General features: G+C 61.3%; 1 pseudogene. It reads right to left on the minus strand.

What is annotated here, in order from left to right:
• Positions 1-83: 83 nt before the first annotated feature.
• Positions 84-354: pseudogene (locus tag FCU66_RS40780) on the minus strand (ABC transporter substrate-binding protein); the annotation flags it as partial.

The raw sequence follows: 354 nt of genomic DNA on the forward strand, positions 1-354 counted from the left end.
CCCTCTGTCCTGCCGGACAGAGGGAGGCCTCGTAGAACTCAACGTCTACGATGATTTTGCGAACTCTCATCCGCGCAATTGTGTCACGATTCCAAATACGTGTCCGCCCAGTTCGATACCGCCCAGCGCGGGTTGTTGGCGATGTTGCCGACCGTGTCGCGGGCGACGCTGATAAAACTCCATTCGGCGACGTTGATCAGCGGCAGGTCGGTGGCCACCTCCTTCTGGAACTCCTTGTAGAGGTCGGTGCGGGCAGTGGTGTCGAGCGTCTCCGATGCCTTGGCGATGAGCGCGTCGAGCGCGTCGTTCTTGTAGCCGCCCTGGTTGGAGAACGGCACGCCGTCCGGAATGCCG

This window comes from Mesorhizobium norvegicum, assembly GCF_004919685.1.
Classification (GTDB): Bacteria; Pseudomonadota; Alphaproteobacteria; order Rhizobiales; family Rhizobiaceae; genus Mesorhizobium; species Mesorhizobium norvegicum.